Origin of the sequence: Cupriavidus sp. SK-4 (assembly GCF_000611125.1) — a bacterium.
Classification (GTDB): domain Bacteria; phylum Pseudomonadota; class Gammaproteobacteria; order Burkholderiales; family Burkholderiaceae; genus Cupriavidus; species Cupriavidus necator.
In genome coordinates this window covers 1-14,391 of record NZ_JFJW01000012.1, presented here as the reverse complement: position 1 = coordinate 14,391, position 14,391 = coordinate 1, and the positions used below count along the sequence as shown (strand labels likewise).

General features: G+C 67.9%; 12 protein-coding genes. 3 read left to right on the top strand and 9 right to left on the bottom strand.

Annotated elements, in window-relative coordinates:
• Nucleotides 1-80 precede the first annotated feature (80 nt).
• Together CF68_RS02565 and CF68_RS02560 are read right to left on the bottom strand one after the other, a co-directional pair.
• Nucleotides 81-1,055, bottom strand: coding sequence for a DUF4123 domain-containing protein (locus tag CF68_RS02565; protein ID WP_035815817.1), 975 nt, complete (start codon nt 1,053-1,055; stop codon nt 81-83).
• An 81-nt stretch (nt 1,056-1,136) separates the two neighbouring features.
• Nucleotides 1,137-3,617, bottom strand: coding sequence for a type VI secretion system Vgr family protein (locus CF68_RS02560; protein WP_035815815.1), 2,481 nt, complete (start codon nt 3,615-3,617; stop codon nt 1,137-1,139).
• A gap of 400 nt (nt 3,618-4,017) precedes the next feature.
• On the opposite strand from CF68_RS02560, the gene CF68_RS02555 reads away from it, so the two are divergent.
• A complete protein-coding gene (locus tag CF68_RS02555) occupies nt 4,018-5,154 on the top strand; it encodes an FAD-dependent monooxygenase (protein WP_035815814.1) in 1,137 nt (378 codons plus the stop codon).
• Nucleotides 5,155-5,229: 75 nt separating this feature from the next.
• The gene (locus CF68_RS02550; protein WP_035815813.1) at nt 5,230-6,069 is read left to right on the top strand and encodes an IclR family transcriptional regulator; all 840 of its coding nucleotides are present in this window, start codon (nt 5,230-5,232) and stop codon (nt 6,067-6,069) included.
• Here CF68_RS02550 and CF68_RS02545 read toward each other — a convergent pair.
• The 7 genes from CF68_RS02545 to CF68_RS02515 form a co-directional block, all read right to left on the bottom strand.
• Nucleotides 6,056-7,072 (bottom strand): tripartite tricarboxylate transporter substrate binding protein, encoded by a 1,017-nt coding sequence (locus tag CF68_RS02545; RefSeq protein ID WP_035815843.1) that lies wholly within the window; start codon nt 7,070-7,072, stop codon nt 6,056-6,058. The genes CF68_RS02550 and CF68_RS02545 overlap by 14 nt on opposite strands.
• 38 nt (nt 7,073-7,110) lie before the next feature.
• Nucleotides 7,111-7,962 (bottom strand): IclR family transcriptional regulator, encoded by an 852-nt coding sequence (locus CF68_RS02540; RefSeq protein ID WP_035815812.1) that lies wholly within the window; start codon nt 7,960-7,962, stop codon nt 7,111-7,113.
• A gap of 102 nt (nt 7,963-8,064) precedes the next feature.
• Nucleotides 8,065-8,805, bottom strand: coding sequence for a CoxG family protein (locus CF68_RS02535; protein WP_035815810.1), 741 nt, complete (start codon nt 8,803-8,805; stop codon nt 8,065-8,067).
• Entirely contained in the window at nt 8,795-9,271 is a 477-nt protein-coding gene (locus tag CF68_RS02530) for a (2Fe-2S)-binding protein (protein ID WP_035815809.1), read from the bottom strand. The genes CF68_RS02535 and CF68_RS02530 overlap by 11 nt, the downstream gene beginning before the upstream one ends.
• A gap of 9 nt (nt 9,272-9,280) precedes the next feature.
• Nucleotides 9,281-10,147 carry a xanthine dehydrogenase family protein subunit M gene (locus CF68_RS02525; protein WP_035815808.1) on the bottom strand — a complete coding sequence of 289 codons (867 nt, stop codon included), beginning with the start codon at nt 10,145-10,147 and terminating at the stop codon, nt 9,281-9,283.
• Nucleotides 10,140-12,431 carry a xanthine dehydrogenase family protein molybdopterin-binding subunit gene (locus CF68_RS02520; RefSeq protein ID WP_035815807.1) on the bottom strand — a complete coding sequence of 764 codons (2,292 nt, stop codon included), beginning with the start codon at nt 12,429-12,431 and terminating at the stop codon, nt 10,140-10,142. The genes CF68_RS02525 and CF68_RS02520 overlap by 8 nt, the downstream gene beginning before the upstream one ends.
• Before the next feature lie 49 nt (nt 12,432-12,480).
• Nucleotides 12,481-13,470, bottom strand: a complete 990-nt coding sequence (locus CF68_RS02515) for a tripartite tricarboxylate transporter substrate binding protein (RefSeq protein WP_035815806.1) — start codon at nt 13,468-13,470, stop codon at nt 12,481-12,483.
• Between the two features lie 322 nt (nt 13,471-13,792).
• Between CF68_RS02515 and CF68_RS02510 the strand changes: the two genes are divergently transcribed.
• Entirely contained in the window at nt 13,793-14,311 is a 519-nt protein-coding gene (locus tag CF68_RS02510; protein WP_035815804.1) for a MarR family winged helix-turn-helix transcriptional regulator, read from the top strand.
• Nucleotides 14,312-14,391: the final 80 nt, after the last annotated feature.

The following is a 14,391-nucleotide window of genomic DNA, read 5'->3' as shown; positions in this document are numbered from 1 at the left end:
CGAGCGAAGCATTGATATAGGACTTGTCGTCATCGCGCGTGGACAGTCCGCCGCCGCTGGCGCATGCAGACAATAAGACGCTAATCAGGCAGGCAAAAATCAGGCTGCGTCGTCGTAGCATGGGTAATCTTCCTTTGTGAGTTGTGTCGCGCACTCAGCTCGGCAGGAACTTCAACAAATCGGTCAGGGAAGCTTCCTTGCTGCTCGCGGACAGCAGCGCCTGCTGTACGGCGGGGTCCTGTTCGCAGTCGCCGGCATAGCGCACCGCAAAGCGCGGCATACGCGAAGCGCTGCTGCTCGTCCTCGATGTCCAGACGGTCCAGCGTCGCCAGCGCCTTGCGCACGGTGTCGTATTGCTCAATGGGGCTACGCGCCAGTTGCGCGTGGTACGGGTTCTCCGACATACGTGCCAGGTGGTAGTCTGCCTCGTTTGCGCCAGACAACTGCACCAACTGCCGCTCGGTCACGCGGAAGTCCTCGGGCAATTCATCCGGCCGGGCCGGTGCCGCCTCCGGACAGCCGCTGACGGTACGGACCTGCCCATGGCGCTCAATGGTGAGCCAGACATCCATGCCGGCGAATGCGCGAGTCTGCTGCTCCGCAGTGAGCCATCCGTGCTCAGGAGGCCAGACACGGGTATCGGCAAAGCGCAGCAGCCATCGTTTCCCATCGCCGTCCGTGATGCCAGCCAAGCACATGAACTGCGCCTTGACGACCTCCGCAGGGTGGCGGCTGATCAGGAAGCCCAGCGCGGGGATTCCGCTGCAATGGGCAACAAGCGTTGCGAGACGTGGCGCAAGTGGGTCCGAGTCGCGCGGCAACTCCAGCAGACAAGGCGCCCATCGGTGCCCGCTGTCATAGCCTGGATATCCGGCGTAGACCGATAGCAGAGCCGGCCAGCCCTGTTGATGGCATAGGTCAGCGATATCCGGCACGAGCAGGCCATCGATCAGGGCATACAGTCGTGCATTCGGTGAAACCTCCAAGTGCCAGCGCAGTTTGTCCAGCAGGTCACCGGCGAGCTGCGGTGAGGAAGGTGCGACAGCAAAGAACACAGCGGAACTCCGACAGATTCAGTAAAGGAGGCACGTCGTTTCGTGCCCATCGCCGCGACCGTGCCGCATGGCAGTTGCGCATCAGCCGGGGCGATTGGCCTGGCTCAGCGCCGAGCCCTGGCGCGCGGCGAGGATCATGCACTCCACGCAGACGTCGTTGGGCATCGCCGGCTGGGGCACGGCAAGCGATTTCGGCCCCGGCATGGCGTGGCTGGCGGCATGAGCCTTCCAGGTGCCAGCGGTGCCATGCTCGATTCCACCTGCATTGATGCGGATATAGCTGCCGCCGCCATTGACGAGGATTTCCTTCCTGGCCGTGATCTCGATGCGCTCCTGCACGCTGATCAGGCGCAGCACCTTCTGCGCAATGATCTCGATGTCATCACTCTGCGCCTGGATCTCGATCTTGCCCTTTGCCGCGAACAGGCGCATGCCAGCTTTGCGCGCGAACAGCACGATCCTTTCCATGGCGCTGGCAAGCAGGCTCTTGCCTGTGGCCAGCGACAGGTGTTCGCCAGTGGTCAGCGCGGTATGCCGGTTGCTGTGCAACTGGATATCCCGTCCAGCCGTGGCGGCGATGCCGGCCGGCGCCGCCAGGACAAGGTGAGGCTTCGCAAACTCTCCCTGTTCGCCGTGTCCCTTCAATGTGTCGTGCTGCGCCTTGAGCGCGCGGGCCACGTCCGGCTGCTGGCCCTCCTGGGCGCGCTGATGGTCGGCCGCATTACCCAGCGCCTGGTGGATGTCGTGAGCATCGGCCAACCGCTGCACCGTCTCGGAAATGTCCTTGTGATAGCTGACCGCATCCGCGCGAACCTCCGCAGTCAGCAGCAGGCCCGCGCCGCCACGCACGGCCCCCCAGCCGTCGGTGCGCAGCTCGAACCCCTCGCCGCGCTTGTCCCGGCGTCCGTCGGCATCCGGGATGCGCGTGATATAGCCCAGGCTGAGCATCGAGGCCTGGTGGTCGCTGCCAAGCTGGGTCTGGATCTCGCCCTGGGTGTCGTCCTGGACGAAGGTGTTGTAGCGCTCGCCAAACAACTCCTTGCTGCGGAAGCCTGACAGCGCGTGCTGGCCGGGCAGCACCCACGGCGGCAGGTTGACGCGGTTGGGCATCCGGCCGGTGATGATCGGGCAGTCCGGATCGCCGTGCGTGAAACCGACAATCACCTCCTGACCAATGCGCGGGATGTGGCTCGCTCCGAACTGGTCGCCCTGCCAGGCCTGCGAGACGCGCACCCAGCATGAGCTGTTGGCGTCGCGCCGGCCGATGCGGTCCCAGTGCAACTGAATCTTGATGCGCCCGAATTCATCGACCCACACCTCCTCCTTCTCGGGGCCGACCACGGTGGCGGTCTGCGGCCCGTGGACGCGCGGCTTGGGCTGGGTGCGTTCCGGCCGGAAGATCTCGGCCGTGGACTGCGCCTGGAATTCGGCCTCGCAACGCCATTGCTGGCCCTGCCCTGAGGCCTCGGCCACGTCTTCGAGCTCCAGCGTGGTGGCGAACACCAGGTACTCCCGGTTGGCGGCGGTTTGCGCGAAGCCCTTGAGCGTGAAGGTGCAGCCGGGCACCACGGCCCGCACATTGCCGGCGCCGCAGACGCGGCTGCCGTGCTGGCGGATCGCCTCCATGCGGATGCGGGACAGCATGTCGCCTTCCTTCCACGGATCATTGCCGGTGGCCGGCTGGGCGTGGTCGCCGGGGTACTCGTAGATTTCCCCGTTGGCGTGCGCGGTCTCGCGCGGGCCGTGGGTGGCCACCGACAGGTCGGCCCGGGTCTTCACGAAATCGTAGTCATTGCTGGTCCACTTGCCCGACACCAGCCTGTCCTGCACGTGGAAGTCGTACAGGTGCTCAGCATCGGCCCGGTCGGAGGACGGGCGCCAGGTCAGCGTGTGATAGGCCGGACTTGCAAAGCGGCGGAAGGCCCCGTTGCCATCGGTGAGCACCAGACGGTGATGGCCGTTGCTGTGCTCGAATCCATACGAGATCCCCCACTCCTGAGTCAGGCGCTCAAAGAACTCGAAATCGGTCTCGCCGTACTGCACCTGGTATTCGCGGGTCGGATAGCGCGCGACATCGAGGCGGTTCTCGACCGGGAAGCTGTAGTCGGCCAGCAAGTCCTGCAGGATTTCGACCACGGTCTTCTGCTGGAAGATCTTGAAGTCCGAGGTGAGCGTGGCGAGGAACAGCCACGGGCGCAGCGTGAGGCGGTAGGCGAAGTGGCGCCCCTCGGGCCTCGGCCCCTCGACCTGGGTCACGATGCCGGTGATCTCGCGCGTGCCGGCGCCGAGGTGGCCGGCGGGGCCGGTGCCCGCGCCGTCGAGCTCGATCTCAAGCGTCAGTTCCTTGCCCTGCATCGCCGCCAGATCGAGATTGGCGGCCGGCCCCGACAGCCGGTGCAGTTCGTCCGGCGTTTTGAGATCGACCGTATAGGTGAAGAGGCTGTTCAGGTCCTCGGTGCCCTGCACACGGGCCACAGTCAGCGCGACTTGGCCGAGGATCTGGGGCAGGCTGTCGCCGCTCAGGGTGACGGTACGAGAGGAAAATGGCAATTGGCTACCCATGCAAGCACGCTCCGTGAGAATGGATTGGTAGCTGCTACTGGCAGCCAATGATTGACTAGTTTGTGTGGCAATCGCTGCGCCCGCATTCAATCAAGGCGCATCAATACAAGGGGAAGAATATGGAAGGCCGTGTACAGCGGTAAATCAGGCCATTCCTAAAAGTGACTCGCTTTTTCTGAATTCCCCTCCATCTCAGGAAGTAGGCAAGAAACGCATCGCCAGCGAAGCAGCCCACACCCGCCAAGCCCTACCCAATTGCCCCTCGTCTAGGGTTCCCCCTTGGTTGACTCAACCTCGCTCCCTCAATAATATATTATGAATATTACGTTCATTTTTGAACATCAACAGCCAAGCTAGCAGCCGCTGCCGTCTGCCAGCCCAACTCCCAGCAGGTAGACAAATGCCCCTCAAGATCGGAATCAACGGCGCCGGCATCGGCGGCTTCGCCGCAGCCATCGCACTGCGCAAGCTCGGCCTGGACGCCATCGTCTACGAACAAGCCCCCCGCTTCGCCCGCGTAGGCGCCGACATCAACCTGACCCCCAACGCCGTACGCGCGCTCGACGGGCTAGGCATCGGCGACGCCCTGCGCGAAACCGCCGCACGCCCCAGCCACCGCATCAGCCGCACGTGGGACACCGGCGAAGAAACTTCCCGCCTGCCGATGCAGGAAGACGCCGAGCGCCGCTACGGCGCCCCGCAGCTGACCATGCACCGCGCCGACCTGATGACCGCACTGGAAGCCGCCGTGCCGGCCGAATGCGTGCGCCTTGGCCACAAGGCCGTGGCCATCGAGCCGCATGCCGATGGCGCCACGCTGCGCTTCGCCAACGGTGCGCAGGAGCGCGTCGACGTGCTGGTAGGCGCCGACGGCATCCACTCGACCGTGCGCACCGCCTTGTTCGGCCAGGAAAGCCCGATCTTCACCGGCGTGGTGGCCTACCGCGCGGTCGTTCCCGCCGAGCGCCTCGCCTGCGTGCCCAACCTGGGCGCCTTCACCAAATGGTGGGGCCCCGACGCCGCCACGCAGATCGTCACCTTCCCGCTCAACCGCGGCCGCGACATCTTTATCTTCGCCACCGTCGCGCAGGAAGCCTGGCGCCATGAGTCCTGGACCACGCCGGGCCGCGTGCAAGACCTGCGCAGCGCCTATGCCGGCTTCCACGCCGAGGCGCGCGCACTGCTCGATGCCTGCGACGAGGTGCTGATCTCCGCGCTGTACGTGCGCGACCCGCTGCCGGCATGGTGCGCCGGCCCGCTCACGCTGATGGGCGACGCCTGCCACCCGATGATGCCGTTCATGGCACAGGGCGCCGGCATGGCGATTGAAGACGGCGTGGTGCTGGCGCGCTGCCTTGCCGATGCCGCACCCGGCGGTGCCGCAGGCGTGCCCGCCGCGCTGGCACGCTACCAGGCCGCACGCCACGAACGCACCAGCCGCATCCAGATCGGCTCGCGCAGCAATGCCTGGCTGAAGGAAGGCGGCAATGCCGACTGGGTGTACGATTACGACGCCTGGAACGTCGCCCTCGGCTGAAGCCGCGGCGATNTCTTTCCCCCCAGCCAGCACGGCCGCCTGCGCGGCCGTTTTCCGTTGACAGCAGACACCACCATGCCCAAGTCCCGCCCACTGCCTGACCTTGCCGACGATGGCGATACCGAAGACGCCCGCGAAGCCCAGCTGGTCTCGCCGGTGATCCGCGGCCTGCGCCTGCTGCGCTTCATCGCCGAGGGCGGCGCCACCGCCAACCTGAGCGAAGTGGGCCGGCGCATCGACGTGAACCGCGTCACCGTGATGCGGCTGCTGGATACACTGGAGCATGAGGGCATGGTGGAACGCCTGCCGCAAGGCGGGCACCAGGTCGGCTTCAATTTCCTGAAGCTGGCCTCGCGCGTGCTGGCCAGCAATGACCTGACCAGCTTTGCCGCACGCGTGCTGGCGCGGCTGAGCGCATCGCTGCAGCTGTCGGCCTACCTGGCCGTGCGCGATGGCGGCGATGCACTCTACCTGCTGCGGCAGATGCCCGCGGCCTCGCTGGTCAGCAATATCCAGGTGGGCAGCCGCGTGGCCGCACACCTGACAACGCCGGGGCGGATGCTGATTGCCGAGCTGCCGCCGGAGACGCTGCGCGAGCTGCTGGGGCCCGATCCCCTGCCGACGGTCACCGGCCAGAGCCCGGCCACGCACGCCCGGCTGGCCGACATCCTTGCCGCCGACCGCGAACGCGGCTGCGCCTGGAGCTTTTCCGCCTATGAGCCGGGCATCGATTCCTGCGCGGCACCGGTGCGCGGCGCCGACGGCGACGTGATCGCCGCCATCAGCGTGGCGGGACCGCAGCAGCGCTTTGACGCCGATGGCGCGCTGCGCGAGCGCGTGGAGAAAGAAGTCAGGCAGGCAGCGCGCGACCTGTCGGGCCTGATGGGATACCGCAGCGCCGCTACTCCGCGGTAATCCCGTACGCCTTGATCAGCTTCGCCCACGCCGCGGTTTCCTCGCGGATGCGGGCCTCGAGCGCCTGCGGCGTGCTGCCCACCGGCTCCATGCCCTGGCGCTGCAGTTCGGCCCGCACCGCGGGCGTGGCCAGCAGCGCGCGCACGTCGGCGCTGAGCGCATCGGCCTCCGGCTGCGGCGTGGCCCTGGGCACCAGCAGCGCATACCAGGAACTGACGTCGATGCCGGGCACGCCCTGCTCGGCCAGCGACGGCACGTTCGGCGCGGCCGGCGAGCGCCTGGGCTGCGTCACCGCCAGGGCGCGCAGCGCGCCAGACTGGATGAACGGCGCCAGCGTCGGCCACGTGCCGAACAGCATCGGCACCTGCCCGCCCACCACGTCGTTGAGCGCCTGCGTGGTGCCTTTATAGGGCACGTGCAGCAGTATGATGCCGGCCTTGTTGCGGAACAGTTCGCCAGCCAGGTGCAGGCCGCTGCCGACACCCGGGCTGGCATAGCCCAGCGGCTTGCCGGACTTCTCTGCCTGCTGTGCCAACTTGACCAGGTCCTGCACGGAATTCGCCTTCACCGACGGATGCACCGCCAGCACGTTGGGCGAGCCCGCCAGCAGCGACACCGGCCGGAAATCACGCTCGACGTTGTAGCTCAGCGCCGGCATCAGCGTCGGGTTGATGGTCAGGTTGCCCGCCGGGGCCACCAGCAGCGTGCAGCCGTCGCCCGGTGCGCGCCGCACCGTGTCGATGCCGATATTGCCGTTGGCGCCAGGCTTGTTGTCAACCACGAACGGCGTGCCGCGCCGCTGCTGCAGCCCGTGCGCCAGCGTGCGCGCGAGCTGGTCTGCCGGCCCGCCGGCCGGGAACGGCACCACGATGCGCACATTGGCGCAGCCGGCGGCTTGCACCGCCTGCCACGGCACGCACGCCGCCAGCACAGCGGCCAGCGCCGTGCCGGCCAGCCATTGCCGCCGGCGCGGCGGCCTGTTGTATGTCTTGCATTGCTGCATATTGCTTCCCATCGGATGGCAGGCGGCGCGCGTTGCCGTCACGCGAACGGCTTCGGCACCTCCGGCCGGTAGTCGAGCAGTCGCGACAGCTCGGCCGCCGCCCGCCTGACCTGTTCCACCACGTTGTCGAGCTGCTCCGGATCGATGCGCGAGGCCGGGATTGTCGCGCCCAGCGCCGCCACCACCTTGCCGCTGCGGTCGCGCACCGGCGCCGCGATGGTGGAGATACTGGCCTCGAAGAACCCTTCATGCAGCACATAGCCGCGCTGGCGGTCGCGCTGGACCATGTCGTACAGCTCTTCGACGGTACGCGGCGTGCTTTCGGAATACACCTCCAGGCGCTCCTCCGGATACAGCGCGCGCAGTTCCGCCAGCGACAGATCCTCCAGCAGCACGCGGCCCAGCACTGTGGCGTGCGCCGGCAGCCGGGTGCCGACGTTGACCGTGCTGGCAAACGGGCGCGAGGCCACCGACTTGGCCACGTAGACGATGGAGCGGCCGTCACGCACCACCAGGTTGCACGGATAGTGGATCTCGTCGCGCAGCCGGTCCAGCAGCGGGCGGCCCAGCTCGGTCAGCTCCAGCGAGGCCAGGTAGTCAAAGCCCAGCCGCAGCACCGCCATGCCCAGGCGGAACTCGCGCCCGCCGTCGGTGCGCTCGACGAAGCCCATTATTTCCAGCGTTGCCAGCAGCCGGAACACGGTCGAACGGGGCACCTTGAGCCGGCGCGCCAGCTCGGCCGCCGACAAGGTGCGCTCACGGCTGCTGAATTCGGCCAGCAGCCGCAGGCCGCGCTCCAGCCCCGGCACGATGTACTTGTCCTGGGCGCTCTCCGGGGCGCCCTCCTGGCCGCTTTCCTGCGTGTCTTCCTGCGGCGAATCGGTCGTCATGGTCTGTCTCTGCAATATTCGGTCTTGGCGTAACGCTCTCATATATCACGCCTGCACCCCGTAGGGTACCCGTATTGCCGGCAGACCCCGCCCTGGGCCCACCTATGCCCCTGGGCGCAGGTAGTCGCGCAGCCAGGCCGCGCATTGCTCGCCCTGGGCGGCGGGCCACCGCACCACGATGGTCTCGTCGCGGCGGCGCAGCTCGACGCAGATGTCCGACAGCGGCCCGCGCGCGGCCTCGCCGCGCCCGAACAGCCGCGAGAACAGCCCGCCGGCGGCGGGTGCCGGCGGCGCGGACCGCGTCGGCAGCACCGCATGACCGTTGACCGCCGCGGCCGATGCAACTGCTGCCGCGGGTGCGGACTTCGCCGCCGGCTCGGGCGCTGCCTGCGCCCCCTGCGGCGACAGCCGCGCCAGCAGGTTGGCGCCGAACTCGTCCCACATGCGGTCGGCCTTGGTCTTCATCACGCTCAGGCCGAAAGTGCCCAGCCGACCCAGCACGTCCACCTGCACCTTGATGCTCAGTTGCGTGCCACCATCGTCCAGCGCGGTCAGGAAGAGCTCGCTCGACTGCCGCAGCGAGCTGGCCACCGAGGCGTCCTCGCCAGTGCCCTCGGTGCGCAGGTAATGCGGCACGCGCGTCTCGACGATCTTTGTATGCAGCCGGAAGCGCGCGTTGATGAAGGCGATCTTGACCGCCATGTGCGCGATGTACTCGACATCGCTCAGCACTTCGATCGATTCCATGCCGGGCACGCACGCGCCCATCACGTTGGGATCGAGCAGCAGTTCCCACACGCGCGCCGGCGGCGCCGCGGTGACCAGGGTCTTTTCAATTTCCACGCATTTTCTCCGCGGCGGACAGGACCGATTCAACGATGCCGATATAGCCGGTGCAGCGGCACAGGTTGCCGTTCAGGCCGTGACGGACCTCGTCTTCGGTCGGGTTGGGGTTGTTGGCAAGCAGCGCGCACGAGGCCATCAGGAAGCCCGGCGTGCAATAGCCGCACTGCAGCCCGCCGTTGTCCATGAAACACTGCTGCAGCGGATGCAGCTGGCCGTCGGCGGCCAGCCCTTCCACCGTCATCACATGGCGCCCGCGCGCCTGCACGGCGAGCATCAGGCAGGACTTGACCACCTCGCCGTCGACCAGCACGGAGCAGGCGCCACAGATGCCGGTCTCGCAGCCGCGCTTGGTGCCGGTCAGGTTCAGGTCGTCGCGCAGCAGGTCGGACAGCAGGCGCCGCGCCGGCACCTCCACCTGGTGTTCTTCGCCGTTGACGGTGAGTTCGATGCTGACTTGGTTCATGAAGACTCCTTACTCCGATGCCACGCCGAACAGCTCGGCAATGGTGCGGCGCGCGACTACTCGCACCATCTCGCGCCGGTAGCTTTCGGACCCGCGCATGTCCGAGACCGCGTTGATGTCCGCGGCGACAATGGCGGCCGTTTCCTCGGCCAGTTCCGCGGTGACGGCCTTGCCGGCCAGCAGCGCTTCGGCGCGGCGCAGCCGGGCCGGGATCGGCGTGGACGCGCCCACCGCCAGCCGCGCCTCGACGCAGAACGCGCCCTCGCGCCGCACCGCCAGTGCCACGCTGGCCAGCGGCCGGTGCTCGGCGGCGGTGCGCAGGAAGCGCGCATAGCGGCCATCGGCGCCGGCACCCGGCGCCGGCAAGCGGATCTGCGTGACGATCTCGTCCGGCGCCAGTGCCGTGACGTAGTAGTCGACCAGGAAGTCCTCGATATCGATCTCGCGCTCGCCGCCTCGGCCGCTGACCACGATCCGTGCACCCAGCGCCATCAGGCAGCCCGGCGGATCGGTGGCGGGGTCGGCATAGCAGAGGTTGCCGCCGATGGTGCCCTGGTTGCGCACCTGCGGATTGGCCACGCGCGAGGCCATGCTGGCCAGCATCGGGTAGCGCGCCTGCACCAGCGGCGAGCGCGCCACCTCGGCATGCAAGGTCAGCGCGCCGATGCGCAGGCCCTCGCGCGCATCGAAGGTGATGCCGCGCAGCGCATCGAGCCGGCCCAGCGAGACCAGGTGGCCAGGCGTCAGCATGCGCTGGCGCATGCCGAGCATCAGCGCGGTGCCGCCGGCAAGGATGCGGCAACTGTCGCCCAGCTCGGCCAGCATCTGGCTGGCCTCGGCCACGGTGGCCGGCTCAAGGAATGCAAAGTCACGCATGGGCGGCCTCCTTCTGCTTCAGTTCGCGCAGGCCCGCCAGCACCTTCTCCGGCGTGATCGGCAGCGACTGGATGCGCACGCCCACGGCGTCGAACACGGCATTGGCAATCGCCGCCGCGCCCGGCAGGATCGCGGTTTCGCTGGCGCCCTTGGCACCATAGGGGCCGTTGGGGTCGTTCGATTCCACCACGTCGGTACGCAGCATCGGCACCGCGTCGGCGGTAGGCATGGTGTAGTCGGCAAAGTTGCCGTTCATCAGGCGGCCATCCTCGTATTGCAGGTTCTCGTACAGGGTCCAGCCGATCGCCTGCACGGTCGCGCCGTGGGTCTGGCCGTGCACGGCGAGCGGGTTGATGGCCTTGCCGCAGTCGTCGGCGACAAAGCTGTCGATCACGGTGACCTGGCCGGTGCCGGTGTCGACTTCCACTTCCACCGCCTGTGCCGCGAAGGAGTGCGCGGGCGCGACGTTGCCGTAGTAGTCGGCGTCATGCATCACCGTGGGCGCGTCATAGGTGGCGCGCACATGGATGCCCTCGCCGCCGTGGCGGAAGATATGCAGCCGCGCGATCTCCGCCAGCGTGGCGGACTTGTCGGGCTGGCCCGGCGCGGCGATGCGGCCATCGGCAATCTCCAGTTGTTCCGCGTCCACGCCAAGCTTCTCCGCCGCGAGTGCCAGCAGTTTCTGGCGCGCCTCGCGCGCAGCGCGCAGCACGGCGTTGCCGGCGATGATGGTCACGCGCGACGCCAGCGAGCCCAGGCAGAATGGCGCGGTATCGGTGTCGGGCGCCATCACGGTCACGTGCGACAGCGGGACGCCCAGTTCCTGCGCGCAGATCTGGCTGAGCATGGTGTTGGCGCCCTGCCCCATGTCGCACTCGCTGGTCTGCAGCATCGCGCGCCCGTCCTCGTTGACCTTGAGCAGGATGGTCGAGCCGTCCCAGTTGCCCAGCGTGCGGTTGCCGCTGACGTGCATGGCCGCGGCAATGCCCACGCCGCGCCGGCGCGTGCCGGTGCCGCGCGGGGCGGCGCGCTTCTCGTCCCAGCCGATGGCCTTGCGGGTCATGTCCAGGCACTCGGCCATGCCGGTGCTGCTGATCTTCCAGCCATGCACGCTGGTCTCGCCGGCGCCGATCGCGTTGCGCTTGTGCACCTCCACCGGGTCCATGCCGACCATCCTGGCCAGCACGGTCAGGTGGCAGTTCAGCGGAAACTGCATCTGCTGCCCGCCAAAGCCGCGGAAGGCGCCGCGCGGCGGGTTGTTGGTATAGGCCATCACCGCATGCGAGCGCACGTTTTGCACGCGGTGCATGTTGTCGCTACGCATGGCGGTGACATGCATCACATCGCCGGCAAGCCCGGAGTAGGCGCCGCATTCGGCCGTGATGCGCACATCCTTGGCCAGGATCACGCCGTCCGCCGACAGCCCCATGCGCAGCCACACTTTCATCGGCACGCTGGCGCGCGCGCCCTGGAAGTCATCCAGCCGGTTGTTGACCAGCCGCACCGGGCGCTCCAGCCGGCTGGCCAGGAAGGCGCAGATCAGGCTGTTGTTCTCCTCGACGATCTTGGCGCCGAAGCCGCCGCCGGTAGTGGCCTGCACCACGCGGATGGTCGAGACCGGCCGGTCCAGCGCCTCGGCCAGCCGCGCGCGCGCCAGGAACACGGACTGGGTCGAGGCCCACAGCGTGAGCCGCCCGTTGCCGTCCTGCGCCGCCACCGAGGCCATCGGCTCGAGGTAGCCCGGGTACTGCGAGTGCATGTCGTAGGTGGCCTCATACACCGCGGCGCAGGCGTCAAACGCGGCATCCACGTCGCCCCGCACGATGCGCATCTCGTGGCCGATATTGCGCGTGCCGGCATGGATCTCGGGCGCGCCATCGGCCAGCGCCGCTGCCGGCGTCAGCAGCGCGGGCAGCGCCTCATACTCGATGCGGACCAGGTCCAGCGCATCGCGCGCGATCTCCTCGCTGACCGCCACCACCGCGGCCACTTCCTCGCCGACGTGGCGCACCACGCCGCAGGCCAGGATGCGCTGCTCCTTGCGGTGCGGACCCCAGTTGCGGGCGGGCACATCGTGCCCGGTCATCACCAGCTTGACGCCGGGCAGCGCCTTCGCCGCGGCGGTGTCGATGCGCACGATACGCGCGTGCGGGTGCGGGCTGCGCAGCACCTTGGCGTGCAGCATGCCGGGCAACTTGATGTCGCCGGCATACTGCGCGCGCCCCATGACCTTTTCCCGCGCGGTCACCTGCGGCGTGGAGCTTCCCACGATGGCCTTGCTCATGCCGGCCTCCTGCTTGTCTGGTTGCATGAATGCGATGCGGTGCCCTGCGTCATTCCGCCGTGATCGCGAGGTCGCGGATCACCTTGCCCAGCCGCTCGTAATCGGCCGCGTTGACCTTTTCCAGCGCGGCCGGGGCGCCGCCCACCGGGCTGGCGCCGAAGGTGGCCATCTTCTCGGTCACGTCGGGCAAGCGCAGCACGTCGTTGAGCTGCTGGTTCAGCACCTTGACCACCTCGGGCGGCGTGCCCTTGGGCGCCATCACGCCATGCCAGGCGCCGACCACCACGTCCTTGTAGCCAAGCTCGGCCAGCGTCGGCACGTTGGGCAGCAGCGGCGAGCGCTTTGCGTCCGTGATCGCCAGCGGGATCAGCCGGCCGGTGTTGATGTACTGCGCCACCGGGCCCAGCGTGACGTAGGCAAAGTTCACGTGCCCCGCCACCACGTCGTTGACCGCCGGCGCCACGCCCTTGTACGGCACGTGCTGGATCTTCACGCCCGCGGCGCGGTTCAGCATCTCGCCGGCGATATGCATCGGCGAACCCGCGCCCGGGCTGCCATAGGTCAGCGTCTTGCCGCCCCTGGCCGCGGCAATCATCTCGCCGACGGTCTTGATACCCGCCTGCGGGTTGGCCACCAGCAGCACCGCCTGCACCGCGGTCTGGATCACGGGAGTGAAGCCGTGCAGCGGGTCATAGCTGGCCGACGGCGCCAGCTTGAGCACCATCGGCGCCAGCGTGAAAGGGTTGGGCGTGTACAGCAGCGTGTAGCCGTCCGCCGGCGCGCGGCTGACGAAGCTGGCGCCGACCACGCCGCCGGCGCCGGGGCGGTTCTCGACAATGACCGGCTGCTTCAGGCGCGCCGACAGCTTGTCGGCATAGAGCCGGGCCATGGCGTCGGTGTCGCCGCCAGGCGGATAGGCCACGACCATGGTCACGGTCTTGGCCGGATACGCGGCGGTGGCCAGCGCGCTGCCCGCGGCAAGCGCGAGCGCGGCCATGGCAGTGGCGGCAAGCAAAAGGCGGGGGCGTTCGTGTCTCATCAACAGCTCCTGTGGGGGCGCATTCGCGGTTGGAGTGGGCTGTTGTGCGCACCGCGAAAACAGGGTTGGCTCGGGTTACAACACTATCGGTTGTTTTATTAGTAAAACGTACGTTCACACCAGGAACATTGGTAATCCTAGGTCGCCAATATTGACAACTCAACTTACGTTAAACACCTATTGACATGACTTAGTTTGTTTAATTCTTTCGTATGGCACGAAAGCGACACCCAGTGGCGGAATTGGCGAGCGCCTGTGAGACAATCGGGCCCGCCAACCGGCCCGAACTCCGCGGCCGGCAGACCCTGACCAAGAGGAACGCATGCCCCGTGACGCCGCGCCCGCCAACGGCCAGCCCGCGCCAGACACCGACAACACCAGCCCCTGGACCGACCTCGACGAGGCCGGCAGCGGCCTGACTGTCGACAATTTCCTGACCACGATGCTGAGCCAGCTGGTCACCGCGCTGCGCAGCACGGTGACCAAGCCCTATGCGGAACAGTTCGGCCTGACCGTGCCGGAGTGGCGCATCCTGGCGCTGCTGGCGCACGCGCGCGAGCTGCCGTTTGCCGAACTGGTGACCCAGTCGACCTCGGACAAGGCGCTGGTGAGCCGCACGCTGCGGCTGCTGGAGGATCGGGGATTGGTGCGGCTGACCTCAGCCGGCAACACGCCGCGCAAGAAGCTGATCTGCGCGATCAGTGAAGCCGGTGCCGCGCTGCACGACCAGGTGATGCCGCTGGCGCGGCGGGGGCAGGCGCAGGTGATCCGGCAGTTGTCGCCGGAGGAGCGGGAAGCGGTTTATTTGGGGTTGAGGAAGTTGTTGAGGGGGCAGGAATGATCTCGGCCTGAGGGGGCCACGGCGTGACTCCGTGCGGTCGGTTGTCGCTCTTGGCGGGCGTGGCTGTTTCGCCGGCGTAG

Bases quoted from the DNA above. Each gene is read 5' to 3' on its own strand.
- CF68_RS02560 (WP_035815815.1), bottom strand. From the start codon at position 3,617: ATGGGTAGCCAATTGCCATTTTCCTCTCGTACCGTCACCCTGAGCGGC.
- CF68_RS02555 (WP_035815814.1), top strand. From the start codon at position 4,018: ATGCCCCTCAAGATCGGAATCAACGGCGCCGGCATCGGCGGCTTCGCC.
- CF68_RS02550 (WP_035815813.1), top strand. From the start codon at position 5,230: ATGCCCAAGTCCCGCCCACTGCCTGACCTTGCCGACGATGGCGATACC.
- CF68_RS02545 (WP_035815843.1), bottom strand. From the start codon at position 7,072: ATGCAGCAATGCAAGACATACAACAGGCCGCCGCGCCGGCGGCAATGG.
- CF68_RS02540 (WP_035815812.1), bottom strand. From the start codon at position 7,962: ATGACGACCGATTCGCCGCAGGAAGACACGCAGGAAAGCGGCCAGGAG.
- CF68_RS02530 (WP_035815809.1), bottom strand. From the start codon at position 9,271: ATGAACCAAGTCAGCATCGAACTCACCGTCAACGGCGAAGAACACCAG.
- CF68_RS02525 (WP_035815808.1), bottom strand. From the start codon at position 10,147: ATGCGTGACTTTGCATTCCTTGAGCCGGCCACCGTGGCCGAGGCCAGC.
- CF68_RS02520 (WP_035815807.1), bottom strand. From the start codon at position 12,431: ATGAGCAAGGCCATCGTGGGAAGCTCCACGCCGCAGGTGACCGCGCGG.
- CF68_RS02515 (WP_035815806.1), bottom strand. From the start codon at position 13,470: ATGAGACACGAACGCCCCCGCCTTTTGCTTGCCGCCACTGCCATGGCC.
- CF68_RS02510 (WP_035815804.1), top strand. From the start codon at position 13,793: ATGCCCCGTGACGCCGCGCCCGCCAACGGCCAGCCCGCGCCAGACACC.